Genomic DNA, 16,526 nt, shown 5'->3' with positions numbered 1-16,526 from the left:
CCCCCTTTGCGACAGGCTCAGGCAACAAACTGACGGAACAGGGCTTTGCCTTTCAGCAGGCGGCTTCCCAGCCAGCCGCCGCACAGGGAAAGAAGCAGCGCGCCGGCGGCCGGCAGAATGAGCCACAGCCGCCAGTCCGGCTCCCAGGGGAAATCAAATACCCTGGTCTGCAGCATGCCCAACGCGGTTTCCGCGCCTACCGCCGCCACCAGCCCGGAAACCAGGCCGAGCACGGCGAATTCGCACCACAACGTGGTTCTCAGCAGCCGTTTTCCGGCCCCCAGCGTGCGGTAGACCACCAGCTCCTGATGGCGCTGGCGCATGCCCACCTGCACCTGGGCCCAGCAGCAGCAGCACGCCGCAGGCGGTGACCAGCACCACCATCACCTCCAGCGCGCGGCTCACCTGCTCCAGCACCTGCCCTACCTGGCGCAGGATGGCGCCGATGTCCAGCAGGCTCACCGTCGGGAAGGTGCGGTTCAGCTGCGTCAACAGGCCGTTGTCCCCTTCCCAGCGGAAGCTGGTCAGCCAGCTTTGCGGCTGGTTATCCAGCGCGCCCGGCGGGAAGATGAAATAGAAGTTAGGCCGCAGGCTCTCCCAGTCGACTTTGCGCAGGCTGGTAACCTTCGCCGAGAAATCCTGGGTGTCGCCCATAAAGGTCACGGTATCGTTCAGCCCGATGTTCAGCCGCTTCGCCACGCCCTCATCCATTGAAACCTCGCCCGCTTTCGGCGGCCAGCTGCCCGCCAGGATCGGGTTGTGCTCCGGCTTCTGGCTCTGCCAGGTCAGGTTCAGCTCGCGGTTTAACGCCTCGTCCGGGTTGCCCTCGGTGGAGTTGCCGTTTATCGCCGTCATGCGCGCCCGCACTATCGGGTAGAACAATTCAGGCGCGACCTTGTGCTGCGCTAAAAAATCTTTGACCGGCGCTACCTGCTCGCTGGCGATATTGAGCAGGAAGTAGTTCGGGCTTTCAGGCGGGAGCTGCTGCTGCCAGCGGTCGAGCAAATCGCCGCGCAGCACCAGCAGCAGGGCCAGCAGCATAAACGACAGGGAAAACGCCGCCAGCTGGCTTAACGTGGCCCCCGGCTGGCGCAGCAGGCGGTTGACCGCCAGGCGCAGCGCGAGGTTCTTTACCGTCAGCTTTTTAAGGATTTTCAGCACGCCCCAGCCCAGGATGCCGCAAAGCGCCGCCAGCATAACCGTGCCCGCAAGCACCGCCCACAGCAGCATGCTTGCGCCCATCAGCCACGCCAGCAGCACAACGACAACGACGGCGGCGATCGGCAGATAAAACTTCAGCGGCCAGACGTTAGCCACCGCGTCGCGGCGCAGCACGCGCAGGGGCTGGGTCGCCAGCAGCAGGCGGTAAGGCCGCAGCCCGACCAGCAACGAAATCACCACCATCGACCCCACCGCCCAGAGCCAGGGCCACAGGCTCGCAGGCGGCAGCGCCGCAGGCAGCACCGGTTTTAACAGGCGCATCAGCGCCGCTTCAAATACCAGCCCGGCCGCGCCGCCGGTCACCGCCGCAAGCGCGAGCACCATTATCCACTGGCCGATAATAAGCTTGCGCAGCGCCGCCCTCCCCGCCCCGAGCGTTTTCAGGATGGCGACCAAATCATAACGGCTGCGGCAGTAGTGGTTCATCGCCACCGCCACGGCGGCCACCGCCAGCAGCAGCGTCAGCAGGGCGGAGAGCAGAAGAAACTGCTGCGAGCGCTGGAGAGATTTCCCCAGCGCGCCGTCGTCCTGCTCCATGCCGGACCAGCGCTGTTCCGGTTTCAGCTTCGGCAGCAGGTAGTTTTCGTAGGCTGTAATCTGGCGCGGCGTGCCGCCAAATTTGTAGCGCCAGGAGATGCGGCTGCCCGGCTGCACCGCCCCGGTTTTTTCAACGTCCGCCAGGTTCATCAGCAGGCGGGGCGCCATCTGGAACGGGTTGAAGCCGGAGTCAGGCTCTTGCACCACCTCCCCGGCAATTTTTAACGTGGCATCGCCCACGTCAATCGTCTCGCCGACTTTAAGGTTCAGCAGCGCCATCAGACGCGGCGCGAGCAGCACGCTGCCCGGCTCCGGCTTCAGGCCGGGCGGATTCGTTTCCAGCTCGCCGTACATCGGATAAACGGCGTCGACCGCTTTTACGCTCGCCAGCTGGGGCGTGTCGCCCGCGAAGGTCATGGTGGCGAAGGTAAGCTGCCTGCCGACCTTCAGGCCGTCTTTACGCGCCTGCTCCAGCCACGCTTCCGGTACGGCGCGTGCGCTGCGTAACGCGCGATCGCCCGCCATAAAGTCGCGGCTTTGTTGGCTAAGCCCCTGCTCCATGCGGTCGCTTATATTGCCCAGCGCCAGCACGCAGGCCACCGCCAGGCTCAGGGCCAGCCAGACGATCAGCAGCGAGGGCGAGCGCCATTCGCGCCAGAACCAGCGGGCAATCATGCTTCCTCCCACAATTTGCCTTCGCGCAGGCGCAGACGGCGGTCGCAGCGGGCGGCCAGCTGCTCGTCGTGAGTGACGAGGATAAGCGTGGTGGCGAAGTCGCGGTTAAGGGAGAAGAGTAAATCGGCGATGCGATCGCCGGTTTGCCTGTCCAGGTTGCCTGTCGGCTCATCGGCAAACAGCACGGCCGGCCGCCCGTTAAAGGCCCGCGCCAGGGCAACGCGCTGCTGCTCGCCGCCGGAAAGCTGCGCCGGGAGGTGATCCAGGCGCTCGCCCAGCCCGAGCTGTTCAAGCAGGGCTTTGGCCTGCGCCCGGCTGGCCGCATCGTTTTCACCGCGCAGCAGCGCCGGCAGCTCCACGTTTTCCAGCGCGTTTAAGGTCGGCACCAGCATGAAAGACTGGAATACAAAGCCGACGTTTTTGGCGCGCAGGGCCGCGCGGGCCTCTTCGTCCATGCTGTGCAGCGGCTGCCCGCAGAGGTGCACCTCCCCCTCGCTGCCGTCGTCCAGCCCGGCCAGAATCGCCAGCAGGGTGGATTTCCCCGAACCGGACTCGCCGATTAGCGCGATGGTCTGCGCCGGTTTGACAACCAGCTCAACTCCGGTGAGGATGGAGAGCCGATGTTCCCCCAGACCTACGGACTTACTAAGATGATGAACTTCAACAATGTTTTCCGCTGGCATTTGCCCTTCCTGTTTCTGGCTTTGATGACCTTCCGTGCCGCCGCGGCGGACACGTTGTTGATTCTGGGTGACAGCCTGAGCGCCGGATACCGCATGTCTGCGACCGCCGCCTGGCCTGCGCTGCTGGACTCGAAATGGCAGCAGCAAAATACCAGAGTGATTAACGCCAGCATCAGCGGCGACACCGCGCCGCAAGGGCTGGCGCGTCTGCCTGCGTTACTGAAACAGCACCAGCCGCGCTGGGTGCTGATTGAGCTGGGCGGCAACGACGGCCCTGCGCGGGTTCCAGCCGCAGGCCATCGAGAAAAGTTTGCGGCAGATAATCACCGCGGTGAAGGCGGCAAACGCTCAGCCGCTGCTGATGCAGATACGGCTGCCGGTCAACTACGGCCGGCGGTATAATGAGACATTTAGCGCTATTTATCCGCAGCTTGCCAAAGAGTTTGATATTCCTCTGCTGCCCTTTTTTATGGAGGAGGTCTATCTGAAACCACAATGGATGCAGGATGACGGCATTCACCCTAACAGTGACGCTCAGCCTTTTATCGCCGACTGGATGGCGACCCGTCTGGCTCCATTAGTTAAACATGACTCATAAAGATTCGGGGTCCCGCACGGGTAAAGTTATGCAAAAATCCATCTTAATTACAGGTTGTTCCAGCGGTATTGGCCTTGCCTGCGCAAAAGAGTTGCAGTCGCTCGGCTACCGCATTCTGGCGGCCTGCCGCAAACCTGAAGATGTGGAACGTATGAATCAGGCCGGCTTTACCGGCGTGCTGCTAGATCTCGACTCGCCGCAAAGCGTGGAGCGAGCGGCGGCGGAGGTCATCGCGCTGACCGGCAACCGCCTGTATGGCATCTTCAACAACGGCGGCTACGGCGTTTACGGGCCGCTGCAAACCCTTTCCCGCGAACAGCTGGAGCAGCAGTTTGCCACCAACCTTTTCGGCGCGCACCAGCTGACCATGCTGCTGCTGCCCGCCATGCTGCCGCATCGCGAAGGCCGCATCGTGATGACCAGCTCGGTGATGGGGCTTATCGCCACGCCGGGACGCGGAGCCTATGCCGCCAGCAAATACGCGCTGGAAGCCTGGTCGGACACCCTGCGCATGGAGCTGCACCACAGCGGGATTAAGGTCAGTTTGATTGAACCGGGCCCAATCCGCACAAAATTTACCGAGAACGTGAACCAGACCCGCGCGGACAGGCCGGTGGAAAATCCCGGCATCGCCGCACGCTTTACGCTTGGGCCAGAGGCGGTGGTGGAAAAAGTGCGCCATGCTTTTGACAGTGCAAAACCCAAATTACGCTATCCGGTGACGCTTGTCGCCCATGCGATGTCCTGGCTACGTCGCCTGCTGCCGGGCCGCGCGCTTGATAAAATTTTACGTGGTTGAGTTGAAGAGAAGCCAGCCGCCCCCATGTAAAAACAAATCTTTATAAGAGGGTAAGCCATGTCAGCTCAATATATTATCGATATCACCGAAGCGAACCTGCACCAGACCCTGGAGCAATCCGTCGCCACGCCGGTTCTGTTTTACTTCTGGTCGGCGCGCAGCCAGCATTGCGAAGAACTGACGCCGGTCCTGGACAGGCTCGCCGCGCAGTATCAGGGGCAGTTCATTCTCGCCAAAGTGGACTGCGACGCCGAGCAGATGGTCGCCTCCCAGTTTGGCTTACGCAGCATCCCCACCGTTTACCTGTTCCAGAACGGCCAGCCGGTGGACGGCTTCCAGGGGCCGCAGCCGGAAGAAGCGATTCGCGCCCTGCTGGAAAAAGTGCTGCCGCGCGAAGAAGAGCTGAAGGCTCAGGAAGCGATGCAGCTTGTGCAGGAAGGCAAACACGCCGAGGCGCTGCCGCTGCTGAAAGAGGCCTGGCAGCTGTCTAATCAGAGCAGCGAAATCGGCCTGCTGCTGGCGGAAGTGCAGATTGCGCTGAACCGCAGCGAAGATGCCGAAGCGGTGCTGAAAACCATTCCGCTGCAGGATCAGGACACTCGTTATCAGGGCCTGGTCGCGCAGATCGACCTGCTTAAACAGGCTGCCGATACGCCGGAGATCCAGCTTCTGCAGCAGCAGGTTGAGCAGGATCCCGACAACGCGCAGCTGGCAAGCCAGCTGGCGCTGCAGCTGCATCAGGTCGGACGTAACGAAGAAGCCCTTGAGCTGCTGTACACCCATCTGAAAAAAGATCTGGGCGCCGCCGACGGCCAGGTGCGCAAAATGCTGATGGAGATCCTTGCCGCCCTTGGCACCGGCGACGCGCTGGCCTCTAAATATCGCCGTCAGATTTATTCTCTGCTCTACTGATAGCTAAAGCAGCTGGTAAGTTTATAATTAACTCCTGTACGGAATCTGCAAAAGGAGCCGGCAGGGGTTTAACACCAGAGGCAATTTTTATTTATATTCCACTACGTTGCCATTTCCCTTCAAAATATAAGTTCCATCGTATACGGTGAACGCAATTCCCAGATTTTCACTTTTATCGACTGAAAATACGGCGTCCTTTTCAATGCAGTTTTCTTTTGTTTTCATATCATGAAAGCACAGCCTGTCATATTTCCCTTCTTCTTTATAACCATCGCCGAACAACCAAAAGGTAATAGTAAAATTCCCGTACGAAGCGGGTTTAGGGATAGCATATTTTTCTTTAAGAAAATCTTTATTTTTCAGCCACCAGTTGATTTTCCCCCGGTCGGTAAAAGGGAAGTTTTTTACCAACACATCACTGTAATTGTTTCGCTGATGAACAGCGATAATTTCCACCGGACGCAGCGACAACCAGAGGAAGTAAACGAGCAGAGCGCAGCCTGCCAGCACAAAGGATATTTTACTCATTCTACTTTTCACTACGCTCTCCGGTAATCTCTACAGTAGCTTCCATATTGGTCATAAAGGGCTTAAAACCAAACTGGTTGTACCGTTGCAGTACAAACCAGATACGGAAAATACGGAGCTGGTTAAATTTAATTTTTGAAATATCGATGCTATCAAGGCCAAAGTGATCCTGTACTTTATAATGCACAACGGCACGATAGCGCTCGTTATCTATATGCAGTGATTTTATAGTGATATGCGTTGCCCACGTATCGTGTACGGTAATCCCCATTCCGTTAAAATTATCCTGGAATCGGTCAAATTTAGATAATCTTCCTCCGAGAATAGCATCCATTAATTCATCTTTATTTTCATATGGATAGCCTTTCTGTAACCAATCTATGTTTTTGTTAAAGATTTTTTTCATTCGCAGCAATGTACTGTTATCTGTTCCGTCATTAATAAGATGCTCTTTCAAAGCCCTGTTTAGCGCCATATCGCGAAAAGGTGAACCGTTGCCATGTTGCATATGGTTGATCATCTTTTCAATCAGATACCTGTAAGGGCCGTAAACGGCAAATGAACGGGATAAATAACGGAATTCATCAAAAAGGATTCGGGCGCATTGCTGGCGAGTAACCTTTTCGCCCCCTATCCGGCTATCAGAAATACCTGACCACGGATGATTAAAAGGCGTCATTTTCGTTAACGTGTAAGGATCAACTTTGCTGGAAACATCAAATAAACGAAAATGCGATTTTAATTGTTCTTCGGTTAAGTCACCGCAACGCATATCGCCGGCGTTGTAATCGTCCATCCCTTTTTGCGTTCTGAATATGGTGCAGGGAAGCTGTAGAGCGGCCATCGTAATACATTCCTTGTATAAGATTTCACTGTCGTCTTCGCGAGGGAGGGTATGCCACGACGAGCAGCTGTGTAAATATTGCGCAGCACCCTGCGCCTGAATTCAGATTTTTGACCGGCTTAATACAGGATGTAATAACGAAGCCGCCTTTTTCGCGCATTTAACCCGCCCTGAATAGCGTTAACCCGTCTCTTTTATCCGGCATGCAGAAGTCGCTGAATGTTTGCGCGCCAGCGAGTAAACTAACAGTAAAACAACCAGGAGGTTTTTGATGCTAATCGTGATTCCCGTACTCATCCTCGTCGCGCTGATAATCGTCGGCGCCGGGGTAAAAATCGTCCCTCAGGGCTACCAATGGACCGTGGAGCGCTTTGGCCGTTACACCAAAACCCTGATGCCGGGCTTAAGCCTTGTGGTGCCGTTTATGGACCGCATCGGCCGTAAAATCAACATGATGGAGCAGGTACTCGATATCCCTTCCCAGGAAGTGATTTCCAAAGATAACGCCAACGTCGCCATCGACGCGGTGTGTTTTATTCAGGTCGTCGACGCGCCGCGCGCGGCTTATGAAGTCAGCAATCTTGAGCTGGCCCATTATCAACCTCACCATGACCAACATCCGTACCGTGCTCGGCTCTATGGAGCTTGACGAGATGCTGTCCCAGCGTGACAACATCAACACACGCCTGCTGCATATCGTGGATGAAGCCACCAATCCCTGGGGCATCAAGATCACGCGTATCGAGATCCGCGACGTGCGCCCGCCGGCTGAACTGATTGACGCGATGAATGCCCAGATGAAAGCTGAGCGAACCAAACGCGCCTATATCCTCGAAGCCGAAGGGATCCGCCAGGCGGAAATCGTCAAGGCCGAGGGGGAGAAGCAGTCGAAGATCCTGAAGGCCGAAGGTGAACGCCAGTCGGCGTTCCTGCAGGCGGAAGCCCGCGAACGTAGCGCCGAGGCGGAAGCGCGGGCTACGCAGATGGTTTCCGAAGCCATCGCCAAAGGCGATATTCAGGCGGTGAACTACTTCGTGGCGCAGAAATATACCGACGCGCTGCAACAGATTGGCTCGGCGAATAACAGCAAAGTGGTGCTGATGCCGCTGGATGCCAGCAGCCTGATGGGCTCTATTGCCGGCATCAGCGAACTTATCGCGCAAAGCGGCAACGAGCGTAAAAAATGATCGCCTTACTGCTTACCCATCCGCACGTCTTCTGGCTGACGCTGGGCGGCCTGCTGCTGGCGGCGGAAATGCTCGGCGCCAGCGGCTACCTGTTGTGGAGCGGCGTGGCGGCGGTGGTCACGGGCCTGCTGGTGTGGATTTTGCCGCTGGGCTGGGAGTGGCAGGGCGTAAGCTTTGCCCTGCTGACGCTGGTGGCGGCCTTTCTCTGGTGGCGCTGGCTGTCGTCCCGCAAACAGCAGGAGCCGGGCGACGTGCTGAACCAGCGCGGACACCAGCTGCTGGGGCGTCATCTGCGTCTGGAGACAACTTTAGTCAACGGACGCGGGCATATACGGGTGGCCGACAGCTCCTGGCCGGTGATGGCGGACAGCGATTTGCCGGCGGGCACGGAAGTCGTGGTGGTTGCCGTCGAGGGCATCACGCTGAAAATACGGGCGCTTTAACCTTCTTCGCGGGTGCGCTTAGATTATTCGCCCTGTCCTAACGCGTGCGGCAGCAGCCGGCAAGGTTGTCGATAATCGGGCAGTCGGCGCCGTCGTCGCCAGGGCAGGAGTCCGCAAGCGCCAGCAGCTGTCGGCGCATCGCCTGCAGCTCGCTGATATGGTTTTCAATTTCCGCCACTTTTTGCAGGGTTCTGGTTTTCACGTCCGCGCTATGGCGCGCGGGGTTGTTAAACAGGTTCACCAGTTCGCGACACTCTTCCAGATTAAAACCTACCTGGCGCGCCTGGCGCAGCAAGGTAAGCTCATCAAGGTGTTTTTGCGTATAGGTCCGGTAGCCGTTTTCGGAACGAAACGGCGCGGTCACCACCCCCTTCTCTTCGTAAAAACGGATAGCTTTACTGGTTAACCCGGTTTTTTTCGCCACGTCGCTGATATTCATCTTTTCCCCTCGCCGCCCGGCTTTTTTAACTTGCGCATCTCTATTGTAAGGGCTGTGAAGCAGGAACCAACCTGTCCTGAACATTTAGCCTGGCGTAAACAAAATAACCTCATTAACTCAAAGGGTTAGTTTTGCAGGCTTATTTTTTAACTGTGATACTCATCACAAAAAAATGCTTACGCACCGTGAGAAATTGACCTGCATCAAAGATGCATTTCCTTTACACCTTAAACGCTGGACGCCGGGCCGTGCGATTTTATATAAATGCAAATGATAGTGATTATCATTAATAATAAGGTTTGCATTTATGATGACAAGGACTTGCCAGGGGCGGTTTACGCTTACCGCTCTGTCGATTTTTATTGCCGGTGCCGCCGCCGCGCCTGCTGCCACAGCACAAACTCAGGCCGAAGGCGAAGATACGCTGGTGGTGACCGCCAGCCGTGCAGAAAGCAGCCTCTGGGAAAGCCCGGCAACCCTTCAGGTGCTTAACCGGGAGAAGCTGGAAACCTCCACCAGCACCGCGATTGCAGACGATCTGCAGGATATTCCCGGCGTTGAAGTCACCGATAACGCGCTGGCGGGGCGCAGGCAGATCCGCATCCGCGGCGAGGCCTCCTCCCGCGTGCTGATCCTGATCGACGGCCAGGAGGTGACCTACCAGCGCGCCGGGCAAAACTACGGCGCGGGGCTGCTGATTGACGAATCCGCCCTCGAGCGCATCGAAGTGGTCAAAGGCCCCTACTCCGTGCTTTACGGTTCGCAGGCGATCGGCGGCGTGGTGAACTTTATCACCAAAAAAGGGGGCGACAAGCCGCTCGGCGGCCTGGTCAAAGCGGTTTACAACTCCGCCACGGCGGGCTGGGAAGAGTCGGCCGCCGCCTGGGGCAGCATCGGGCAGCTCGACTACCGTCTTAACGGCAGCTATTCCGATCAGGGCAACCGCGATACGCCGGACGGGCGCCTGCCGAACACCAGTTTCCGCAATAACGGGCAGGGATTATGGCTGGGGTACAATATCGATCGCCAGAAAATCGGCCTGAGCCTCGATCGCTATAAGCTTGCCACCCAGACCTGGTTTGAGGACGCCGATAACCAGTACGACGCTTTCAGCGTGAAAATTCCAAAGCTTGAGCGCGAAAAGATCGGTCTGTTTTATGACTATGACCTCGACGGCGAGCTGCTGAAAAAAATCCATCTCGACGCCTATAACCAGACGATCGCGAGGACGTTTGAAAATGAAGTGGCGACCACCCAGCCGATCCCAAGCCCGGCGATCCAGGCGCTGAGCGTGCGCAATCAGACCCGCAGCAACGACAAGCAGTACACCCAGGGCGTGACGCTGCAAAGCGACTTCTCATTGCCTGCCGACAACAGCCTGGTCGTCGGCGCGCACTATCAGCATGACAAAGTTAAGCAAAACTCAACCGGCTATACGCGGCAGACCGCGGCGACCGGCTTCTTTGACACCGAGACCTGGACGCGCGGGTATAACGAATCGGAACAAAGCAATACGTCGATTTTTGCCCAGAACGACTGGAAGTTCGCCGATGACTGGCGCTGGACGCTCGGCGCCCGCCAGTACTGGCTCTCCTCTAAGCTCACCGGCAGCGATAACGCGACGACCAGCGTATCAGGCGTCGCCTACACCTCGCTGCCTTACGATTCCGCCCATGATAACGAGCTGGTCACCTCTACCGGCCTGCGCTACTCGGGCTTCGATAACCTTGAGCTTCGTCTCGCCTTTGCCCAGGGCTATGTCTTCCCGACGCTGAGCCAGCTATTTATGCAAACCTCGGCGGGCGGCGGAATAACCTACGGCAACCCGGGCCTGCAGGCCGAACACTCGAATAACTACGAGCTGGGCGCGCGCTATAACGGCAACCTGTGGGTTATCGATGGCGCGGTCTACTATTCCGCAGCCAAAGATTATATCGCCTCCGTCGCCTGCGCCGGCCAGGGCGTCTGTAACGGCAACGTGAACGCCTCCCGTAACGGCTATTACTTCTACGACAATATTGACCGCGCCAAAACCTGGGGTATGGAGCTGACCGCCGAATACAACGGCTGGGCCGTCTCCCCTTACCTGAGCGGCAATATTTTGCGCCGTCAGTATGAAAGCGGCGCGATCGCGACGTGGGATACCGGCGAACCGCTGCTTAACGGCCGCGCCGGCGTGAAGCACACCCTGATCCTCAACGCCCTGAACGTCACCTCCGATCTCTTCGTGCGTGCGGCCTCAGGCGCTTCGGATAAAACCAGCGCCAGCGAAATCCGCTATCCGGGCTGGGCCACGCTTAACCTCGCCTTTAACACCGAGTTCGGCCCACAGGATCGGTATCAGGTCAACCTGGCGCTCAACAACCTGACCGACAAACGTTACCAAACCGCGCACGAATCCATACCGGCGGCGGGCTTTAACGCGGCGGCGGGCTTCGTATGGAAATTCTGAGCATGAAAAAACTTTTCTGCGGATGCCTGATCTTCTGCGCCGCCGCCGTGGCGCAGGCCGGCGAGCGAATTGTGACGGCAGGCGGGTCGCTGACGGAAATTATCTATGCCCTTGGCGCGGGCGGGCGCGTCGCGGGGGTGGATGAAACCACCTCCTGGCCGCCGGAAACCGCATCCCTGCCGCATATCGGCTACTGGAAGCAGCTCAGCAGTGAAGGCATTTTGTCGCTGCATCCCGATACCTTTATCACCTGGCAGGACGCCGGTCCCGCCGTGGTGCTGGAGCAGCTTCGCTCGCGGAAGATAGACGTCATCACCCTGCCGCGGGTGCCGGCGACGCCTGAGCAGTTGTTCGCCAATATTCACACGCTGGCGAAGGCGCTCCACGTCGTGGAAAAAGGCGACGAGCTGGTGAATAACATTCGCCAGCGGCTCGAACAGGTGAAGCAGGCGAACCGCCGGCCCGTCCGCGCGATGTTTATCCTCTCCGCCGGCGGCAGCGCGCCGCAGGTGGCCGGTAAAGGCAGCGTGGCGGACGCCATTCTTACCCTTGCCGGGGCGCGCAACATCGCCACCCACGCGCAGTATAAAAGCTACGGCGCGGAAGCCCTTATCGCCGCCAACCCGGAGGTCATTATCGTGACCAGCGAAATGGTTCAGGGCGATATCTCCCGCCTTGGCGCCGTCGCGGGCGTCACCCATACCGCCGCCTGGAAAAACAAACGCATTATCGTCATCGACCAGGCGCTGATTCTGGGCATGGGGCCACGCGTTGCCGATGCCGTAGAAATACTGCATCGCCAGCTCTGAACAGACAGAAGGATTTGGTGTTTTAATGATTGTCACGACCTCAACAACACTCGATTTAAGCCCGCATTTTGCGCAGGCAGGCGGGCAGCCGTTTAAGGATCGCCACGCCACCATGCCCTGGCGCGGCGCGGCGCCGGTGGCGAAAGAGGCGCTGCAGAGTAGCTGGCAGGAGCTGATTAGCCGGGCCGCTCCCGCCCGCAAGCGGCTTGTCTATCTGCATATCCCTTTTTGCGCCACCCACTGCACCTTCTGTGGCTTCTACCAGAACCGCTATGAAGAGGATCGCTGCGCCAGCTATACCGATGCGCTGCTGCGTGAAATCGAAATGGAGGCCGACTGCGCATTGCATCAGTCGGCCCCGGTTCATGCGGTCTATTTCGGCGGCGGAACGCCCTCGGCGCTGTCGGCGCGCGACCTGGGACGCATCATTACCGCCCTGCGCGCGCGGCTGCCCCTGGCGCCGGACTGCGAAATCACCATCGAAGGGCGGGTGCTGAATTTTGATGATAACCGCATCGACGCCTGCCTGGATGCGGGCGCCAACCGTTTCTCCATCGGCATTCAGTCATTTAACAGCAAAATCCGCAAAAAAATGGCCCGCACCTCCGACGGCCCGACGGCGGCCGCCTTTATGGAAGGGCTGGTGCGGCGCGACCGCGCGGCGGTGGTCTGCGATCTGCTGTTTGGCCTGCCGGGACAGAACGCCGCCCTGTGGGGCGAGGATCTGAGAATTGCCCGCGAGATCGGCCTTGACGGCGTCGATCTTTACGCGCTCAACCTGCTGCCCCAGACCCCGCTAGGCAAAGCCGTCGCCGCAGAGCGCGTCGCCGTCCCTTCCCCCGCCGAGCGGCGCGATCTCTACCTGCAGGGCTGTGAGTTTATGGACGCCGCGGGCTGGCGCTGCATCAGCAACAGCCACTGGGCGCGCACCACCCGCGAGCGCAACCTTTATAACCTGCTGATCAAGCAGGGCGCGGATTGCCTGGCGTTCGGCTCCGGCGCGGGCGGCGCGGTGAACGGCTGGTCGTGGATGGTGGAGCGCAATCTTAACGCCTGGCACGAGTCCATCGCCGCCGGCAGAAAGCCGCTCATGATGATGACGCAGACCCAGGATCGCGGCTTTCAATGGCGGCACAGCCTGCAGGCGGGCGTCGAAACCGCACGTATCCCGCTTGATGAACTCACGCCCCGCGCGGCGGACCTTACGCCGCTGCTTGAACAATGGCGCCAGGCGGGACTGACAAAAGACGCCTCGACCTGCATGCGCTTAACCCGCGAGGGGCGCTTCTGGGCCAGCAACATTTTGCAGTCTTTACAGGAACTGATTGAGCAACTGAATACGCCACGCATCGTGGCCGATAAACCATAAAAGGAGTCGTTGATGAGCCATGTCTCTCTTAAGGATTTTTTAAAAACCGAGCCGGATGGCACCCTTGAAGCCATTGCCGGGCGGTACGGCGTCACGCTGCTGGAGGTGGTGAAAAACCTGCCTTCGCATACGCTGGCGGAAGGCGATAAGTTCGATACCGTCTGGGATAGCGTGTGCGAGTGGGGCAACGTCACGACCCTTGTGCACACGGCCGACGTGATTCTGGAGTTCACCGGCGAGCTGCCTTCCGGCTTCCATCGCCACGGCTATTTCAACCTGCGCGGCAAGAAGGGGATGACGGGCCATATCAAAGCGGAAAACTGCACGCATATCGCACTGGTCGAACGCAAGTTTATGGCTATGGACACTGCCTCTATCCTCTTTTTTAACGCCGCGGGCAGCGCGATGTTTAAAATTTTCCTCGGACGAGACGAACACCGCCGGCTGCTAACGGAGCAGGTCAACGCGTTTCGTCTTCTGGCACACACCCTTAAAGAGGCAGGCGAATGACTCCATGGCTCATTTTCGGCGCCGGCGGTACGGGCGTCGGCGCGCTGACGGCTGAGATAGCCCTGAAGCAGCGGCGTCCGCTTTACGTGCTGGTGCGTAACGCGCAGGCGGCGGAACGCCTGCGCGAAAAAGGCGCGCGGGTGATTATCGGCGACGCCTGCAACGCGGAACGCGTGGCCGAGGCCTGCGCCATGGCGGGCGAGCACGCGCTGGTTATCTCTACGCTCGGCGGGCAGAAAGAGTATCTCGCCAACCGCACCATTATCGATACGGCGGAAAACGCTCGCCTTACGCGCATGATTCTGGTCACCTCGCTCGGCTGCGGCGACAGCTGGCCGTGGCTGTCGGAGCGGGCGAAAGCCGCCTTTGGGCAGGCGGTTCGCGAGAAGTCGCTGGCGGAAAGCTGGCTGCAAACCAGCACGCTGGACTTTGCCATTCTGCGTCCCGGCGGTTTGCTCGACGGTCCGGCAACGGGCAAAGCCGAACTCTCGCAGGGCGAAGAAGCGCATGGTTTAGTGATGCGCGCCGACGTCGCCGCCCGCATCGCCGGGCTGGCCGGGCGGCCCGCGCTGAACCGGAAAATCTACAGCCTGGTCGAGCCGGGTCTTAAACCTTAAGCCGCAGGCGTTACCGCGGCAGCCTCTGCTGCCGCCTTTTTATGGAGATCCGAGTGTTGAAGGATTCACTCTCTTCCCTCAGCGTCTGTATCGGTCTGGCCTTCACGCTGGCTGCGCTCACGCTGGTCGCCGCCGGCCAGGGAGCAGTAAAGATCGGGCCTGGCGCCCTGCTTGACGACGCCTACCGCGATATCTGGCTGAATATTCGCCTGCCGCGCGTGCTGCTGGCGATCCTGGTCGGCGGCGCGCTGTCGGCGGCGGGCGTGCTGATGCAGGGATTATTTCGTAATCCGATGGCCGACCCCGGCCTGCTTGGCGTCAGCAGCGGCTCGGCGCTGCTGGTCGGGGTGGCCATCGTCTTCCCCGTCGCGCTGCCCGCCGTCTTTCTGCTCTACGAGCAGATGATTTTCGCCGTCGGCGGCAGCGTCGTGGTCTGCGCCCTTATCTTTCTTATCAGCCTGCGCCATACCCACGGCGGCATGATGCAGCTGCTGCTGGCGGGCATCGCCATCAATGCGCTGTGCGGCGCGGCAATCGGCGTGCTGAGCTACGTTGGCGACGAGCAGCAGCTGCGCCAGCTCACGCTGTGGATGATGGGCAGCCTCGGGCAGGCGCAGTGGTCGACGCTGCTGGCGGCGGCAAGCGTTACTTTGCCTGCGCTCGCCGCCACGCTGTGGCTGGCGAATACGCTTAATCTGCTGCAGCTGGGCGATGAGGAAGCCCACTATCTGGGCGTGAACGTCAGACGCAAGCGCCAGCAGCTCCTGCTGTTAAGCTCCGTGCTGGTGGGCGCGGCGGTTTCCGTCAGCGGGGTCATCGGCTTTGTCGGCCTGGTGGTGCCGCATCTTATCCGCATGATCGCCGGCGCCGACCACCGCTGGCTGCTGCCCTGCGCCACGCTTGCGGGCGCCTGCCTGCTGCTGATAGCGGACACGCTGGCGCGCACCCTGGTACAGCCTGCGGAAATGCCCGTTGGCCTGCTCACCAGCCTGATTGGCGGCCCCTGGTTTCTGTGGCTGATTTTACGATCCCGGAGGGCAATGTGATTGAAGCGCGCAATCTGACCTACGGCATTCAGGGGCGGCGGCTGACGGACAACGTCTCCTTCACCTTGCCCGGCGGCGAAATCGTGGCGATCCTTGGCCCGAACGGCGCCGGCAAATCCACGCTGCTGCGCCAGCTGACCGGCTATCTCAAGCCTGACGCCGGCTGCTGCTCGCTGTTTGGCAAACCGCTTCCCCGCTGGGGGACGGCGGAGCTGGCAAAGGTTCGCGCGGTGATGCGGCAAAACAGCCATATGGCGTTTCCGTTTAGCGTGCAGGAGGTTATTCGCATGGGGCGGCATCCGCACCGCAGCCGCAGCGCGCGCGACGAGACCGGGCGCATTATGGCGCTGTGCGGCTGCGAGGCGCTGGCGGCGCGTGACTACCGGCATCTGTCGGGGGGCGAACAGCAGCGGGTGCAGCTGGCGCGCCTGCTGGTTCAGCTATGGGAGCCTGAACCGTCCCCCAAGTGGCTGTTTCTGGATGAGCCGACTTCGGCGCTGGATATTCACCACCAGCAGCAGCTGTTTCGCCTGCTGCGTGGCCTGGTGCATGAGCGCCAGTTCAGCGTCTGCTGCGTGCTGCACGACCTGAACCTCGCTTCGCGCTATGCGGATCGCATCCTGCTGCTGGAGGAGGGAAAAATCGTCGGCAACGGCGCGCCGCAGGAGGTGCTGACCGAAACTCGCCTCGCCGGCCTGTACCGCGCGGGCTTAAAGGTGGTGACCTCGCCGGACGACCCGGCGCCGCTGATCGTTCTCGATCGCTGAACGCGTTGAGAAATTTCCTTGACCTTCCAGCTGCTGGAAGGTTTAACCTTTATCACGGTCAGTAAATTCACTGCGGTAAAAGGAGTCACT

14 protein-coding genes and 3 pseudogenes are annotated in these 16,526 nt (G+C 59.5%); 12 read left to right on the top strand and 5 right to left on the bottom strand.

What is annotated here, in order from left to right; translation table 11 throughout:
* Nucleotides 1-17 precede the first annotated feature (17 nt).
* A pseudogene (gene ybbP, locus WLO32_RS05305) lies at nucleotides 18-2,433 on the bottom strand (putative ABC transporter permease subunit YbbP).
* Nucleotides 2,430-3,116, bottom strand: a complete 687-nt coding sequence (gene ybbA, locus WLO32_RS05300; RefSeq protein ID WP_435947451.1) for a putative ABC transporter ATP-binding protein YbbA — start codon at nucleotides 3,114-3,116, stop codon at nucleotides 2,430-2,432. Before ybbA ends, ybbP begins: the two are co-directional and overlap by 4 nt.
* Between ybbA and tesA the strand changes: the two are divergent.
* The 3 genes and pseudogenes from tesA (at nucleotide 3,084) to WLO32_RS05285 (ending at nucleotide 5,425) form a co-directional block, all read left to right on the top strand.
* A pseudogene (gene tesA / locus WLO32_RS05295) lies at nucleotides 3,084-3,714 on the top strand (multifunctional acyl-CoA thioesterase I/protease I/lysophospholipase L1). The gene ybbA and the pseudogene tesA sit on opposite strands and share 33 nt — an antisense overlap.
* The gene (locus WLO32_RS05290; protein WP_435947450.1) at nucleotides 3,704-4,513 is read left to right on the top strand and encodes an SDR family oxidoreductase; all 810 of its coding nucleotides are present in this window, start codon (nucleotides 3,704-3,706) and stop codon (nucleotides 4,511-4,513) included. The pseudogene tesA and the gene WLO32_RS05290 overlap by 11 nt, the downstream one beginning before the upstream one ends.
* A 57-nt stretch (nucleotides 4,514-4,570) precedes the next feature.
* A complete protein-coding gene (locus tag WLO32_RS05285; protein ID WP_435947449.1) occupies nucleotides 4,571-5,425 on the top strand; it encodes a co-chaperone YbbN in 855 nt (284 codons plus the stop codon).
* 87 nt (nucleotides 5,426-5,512) lie between these two features.
* On the opposite strand, the gene WLO32_RS05280 is transcribed toward WLO32_RS05285, so the two are convergent.
* A complete protein-coding gene (locus WLO32_RS05280) occupies nucleotides 5,513-5,953 on the bottom strand; it encodes a DUF943 family protein (protein WP_435947448.1) in 441 nt (146 codons plus the stop codon).
* Nucleotide 5,954: 1 nt separating this feature from the next.
* Complete coding sequence (locus WLO32_RS05275; protein ID WP_435947447.1) at nucleotides 5,955-6,797, bottom strand: YPO3983 family protein; 843 nt, start codon at nucleotides 6,795-6,797, stop codon at nucleotides 5,955-5,957.
* A 271-nt stretch (nucleotides 6,798-7,068) separates the two neighbouring features.
* On the opposite strand from WLO32_RS05275, the pseudogene WLO32_RS05270 reads away from it, so the two are divergent.
* Both WLO32_RS05270 and WLO32_RS05265 read left to right on the top strand, forming a co-directional pair.
* Nucleotides 7,069-7,984: pseudogene (locus WLO32_RS05270) on the top strand (SPFH domain-containing protein).
* A complete protein-coding gene (locus WLO32_RS05265; protein ID WP_435947446.1) occupies nucleotides 7,981-8,427 on the top strand; it encodes an NfeD family protein in 447 nt (148 codons plus the stop codon). The pseudogene WLO32_RS05270 and the gene WLO32_RS05265 overlap by 4 nt, the downstream one beginning before the upstream one ends.
* 37 nt (nucleotides 8,428-8,464) lie before the next feature.
* On the opposite strand, the gene cueR is transcribed toward WLO32_RS05265, so the two are convergent.
* Nucleotides 8,465-8,866 (bottom strand): Cu(I)-responsive transcriptional regulator, encoded by a 402-nt coding sequence (gene cueR, locus WLO32_RS05260; RefSeq protein ID WP_435947445.1) that lies wholly within the window; start codon nucleotides 8,864-8,866, stop codon nucleotides 8,465-8,467.
* Between the two features lie 307 nt (nucleotides 8,867-9,173).
* On the opposite strand from cueR, the gene WLO32_RS05255 reads away from it, so the two are divergent.
* From WLO32_RS05255 to WLO32_RS05225, 7 genes are read left to right on the top strand one after another with little or no spacing between them, the layout of a single operon-like run.
* Nucleotides 9,174-11,318, top strand: a complete 2,145-nt coding sequence (locus tag WLO32_RS05255) for a TonB-dependent receptor plug domain-containing protein (protein ID WP_435947444.1) — start codon at nucleotides 9,174-9,176, stop codon at nucleotides 11,316-11,318.
* 2 nt (nucleotides 11,319-11,320) lie between these two features.
* Entirely contained in the window at nucleotides 11,321-12,127 is an 807-nt protein-coding gene (locus tag WLO32_RS05250) for a heme/hemin ABC transporter substrate-binding protein (protein ID WP_435947443.1), read from the top strand.
* Nucleotides 12,128-12,152: 25 nt separating this feature from the next.
* A complete protein-coding gene (gene hutW, locus WLO32_RS05245; RefSeq protein ID WP_435947442.1) occupies nucleotides 12,153-13,496 on the top strand; it encodes a heme anaerobic degradation radical SAM methyltransferase ChuW/HutW in 1,344 nt (447 codons plus the stop codon).
* A gap of 12 nt (nucleotides 13,497-13,508) precedes the next feature.
* Complete coding sequence (hutX, locus tag WLO32_RS05240) at nucleotides 13,509-14,006, top strand: heme utilization cystosolic carrier protein HutX (protein ID WP_435947441.1); 498 nt, start codon at nucleotides 13,509-13,511, stop codon at nucleotides 14,004-14,006.
* On the top strand, nucleotides 14,003-14,623 hold the full coding sequence (locus tag WLO32_RS05235) for an NAD(P)H-binding protein (RefSeq protein WP_435947440.1): 621 nt from the start codon (nucleotides 14,003-14,005) through the stop codon (nucleotides 14,621-14,623). Before hutX ends, WLO32_RS05235 begins: the two co-directional genes overlap by 4 nt.
* Nucleotides 14,624-14,676: 53 nt before the next feature.
* Nucleotides 14,677-15,669, top strand: a complete 993-nt coding sequence (locus WLO32_RS05230; RefSeq protein WP_435947439.1) for a FecCD family ABC transporter permease — start codon at nucleotides 14,677-14,679, stop codon at nucleotides 15,667-15,669.
* Nucleotides 15,666-16,436 carry a heme ABC transporter ATP-binding protein gene (locus WLO32_RS05225; protein ID WP_435947438.1) on the top strand — a complete coding sequence of 257 codons (771 nt, stop codon included), beginning with the start codon at nucleotides 15,666-15,668 and terminating at the stop codon, nucleotides 16,434-16,436. The genes WLO32_RS05230 and WLO32_RS05225 overlap by 4 nt, the downstream gene beginning before the upstream one ends.
* Nucleotides 16,437-16,526 lie beyond the last annotated feature (90 nt).

The sequence above is a fragment of the Dryocola mayonis genome, assembly GCF_051307045.1.
Lineage (GTDB): Bacteria > Pseudomonadota > Gammaproteobacteria > Enterobacterales > Enterobacteriaceae > Dryocola.
The sequence above is the reverse complement of the archived record's forward strand: the minus strand, read 5'-3'. Positions and strand labels throughout refer to the sequence as shown.